Consider the following 2319-nt stretch of genomic DNA (forward strand, 5'->3'; position numbering starts at 1 on the left):
CTTTCGACCAGCTTCATGGTCGACAAGGGCAATCGGCGCCATTTCATGGAGAAGGAGATCCATGAGCAGCCCGAAGTGATCTCGCATACCTTGGCGAATTATCTCGATTTTGTCGGCGGCGTCTCCAAGCCGCTGGATCTGCCGTTCAATTTCGCAGAGATCAACCGGCTGGCGATTTCGGCCTGCGGTACCGCCTATCTTGCCGGCCTGATCGGCAAATACTGGTTCGAGCGCTACGCGCGCCTGCCCGTCGACATCGATGTCGCCTCCGAATTCCGTTACCGCGAAATGCCATTGTCGAAGAACGACGCGGCGTTCTTCATTTCGCAGTCCGGTGAGACTGCCGACACGCTGGCCTCGCTGCGTTATTGCCGCAAGGCCGGCATGAAGATCGGCGCGATCGTCAATGTGCGCGAATCGACCATGGCGCGCGAATCCGATGTCGTGCTGCCGACGCTCGCCGGGCCGGAGATCGGCGTTGCCTCGACCAAGGCGTTCACCTGCCAGCTGTCCGTGCTGGCATCGCTTGCCGTGCGGGCCGGCGTGGCGCGCGGGACAATCTCGAAAGAACAAGAGAAGACCCTGGTGCGCGCGCTATCGGAAGCGCCGCGCTATGCCAATCAGGTGCTCAAGCTTGAAGAGCAGATCGAACGGATCGCGCGTGAACTCTCACGCTACAAGGACGTGCTCTATCTCGGCCGCGACACCAACTTTCCGCTGGCCATGGAAGGCGCGCTGAAACTCAAGGAAATCTCCTATATCCACGCCGAGGGCTATGCGGCCGGCGAGCTGAAGCATGGACCGATCGCGCTGATCGATGAGAACATGCCGGTCATCGTCATTGCGCCGCACGACCACATTTTCGAAAAAACCGTGTCGAACATGCAGGAAGTGGCGGCGCGCGGCGGCAAGATCATCCTGATCACCGACAGCAAGGGTGCGGCGCTGACGAGCGTCAAGACGATGGAGACGATCATCCTGCCGGACGTGCCGGAAATCATCTCGCCGATCATCTACGCGCTGCCGATCCAGATGCTGGCCTATTTTACCGCCGTCTTCATGGGCACCGACGTCGACCAGCCGCGCAATCTGGCGAAATCGGTGACGGTGGAATAGGCCTCATCCTTTCGTCATCCACGGGCGTAGCGGGAGCGAAGCTCCTGCGCAGACCCGAGGATCCATTCCGTGACGGTATGGCGGATCAAAGCAGTGCAGAACTTGGCGCTACCACCCAGTCCCGCGGAAAAGCTCGAACCACTCCGGATTGGCCTTTTCGATCAATTCAATCTTCCATGACGCGGCCAACGTTTCAGCGACTTCTCGCGCTGGATTGCATCGCGGATGTCGAAATACTGTTCGTACCAAACCAAGCGTTCTACGCCATACCGCCCAGTAAAGCGCGAACCCCACCAGACTTGTGCTCGGGCATTCGGCGGCCGAGATCGTTTGTGACGCCAATATAGATGGTGCCGCGTTTCCGGCTCGCAGTTAAATAGACATAGCCCGTCATGAACGAAGTATAGCGACCGAACGATCCGCCGACCATCTTGAGGGGTTGCATTCTTCGGCCGACGCCACGGAATGGATCCTCGGGTCTGCGCCGCGTCGCTTCGCTCCTTGCTCCGCCCGTGGATGACGAAGGGGAGGGGTGTTTCGGCTAATCGCGAACGTATGCTGCTTCCGTTTGGATTGTTTCGTTGAAAGTGGCGGCATAATCGGCTCTTTAAAAACTTCGCAGTTCCAAACTGGACGGCGGTTCACTAATGTTGCGCTGCAACCCGCGCCTCCGGTGAATCATGTCCGACGCTCCCAAGACTTCCGGCGTGACCCGGCTGAGGAACTACTTCCTCACGGGCTTCATCGTCTGCGCGCCGCTGGCGATCACCGCCTACATCGCCTGGTCATTCATCGGTTGGGTCGATTCCTGGGTGAAACCCTATATTCCGGCCCGCTACAGCCCTGACACCTATTTGTCGTTTCCTGTGCCGGGATTCGGGCTGATCGTGGCGCTCATCCTGATCACGCTGATCGGCTTCCTTACGGCCAACATCGTCGGCCGCGCCATCGTCAATTTCGGCGAGCGCCTGCTTGGCCGCATGCCGTTGGTGCGCGGCATCTATGGCTCGCTGAAACAGATTTTCGAGACCGTGCTGTCCAACAAGGGCGACATGTTCCGCCAGGTCGGACTGGTCGAATATCCGCGCAAGGGTGTGTGGTCGCTGGTGTTCGTCGCCAGCGAGAAGGAAACCGAGATCAACCAGAAGCTCGACCAGGAAGGCGATCCGCTGATTGCCGTATTCATGCCGTGCACGCCAAACC

Annotated in this window: 2 protein-coding genes and 1 pseudogene; 2 read left to right on the forward strand and 1 reads right to left on the reverse strand. The window is 59.2% G+C overall.

Going from position 1 to position 2319, the window contains the following annotated elements; genetic code table 11:
* On the forward strand, positions 1 to 1116 hold a 1116-nt coding region (gene glmS, locus EN984_RS31610; RefSeq protein WP_127384221.1), incomplete at its 5' end, for a glutamine--fructose-6-phosphate transaminase (isomerizing).
* Positions 1117 to 1224: 108 nt separating this feature from the next.
* Here glmS and EN984_RS31615 read toward each other — a convergent pair.
* A pseudogene (locus tag EN984_RS31615) lies at positions 1225 to 1510 on the reverse strand (GIY-YIG nuclease family protein).
* A 286-nt stretch (positions 1511 to 1796) separates the two neighbouring features.
* Here EN984_RS31615 and EN984_RS31620 point away from each other — a divergent pair.
* The coding region (locus tag EN984_RS31620) for a DUF502 domain-containing protein (protein WP_164765789.1) at positions 1797 to 2319 on the forward strand (523 nt) is incomplete at its 3' end.

The sequence above is a fragment of the Mesorhizobium sp. M7A.F.Ca.CA.004.12.1.1 genome, assembly GCF_003997835.1.
In the GTDB taxonomy this organism is placed as follows: Bacteria; Pseudomonadota; Alphaproteobacteria; order Rhizobiales; family Rhizobiaceae; genus Mesorhizobium.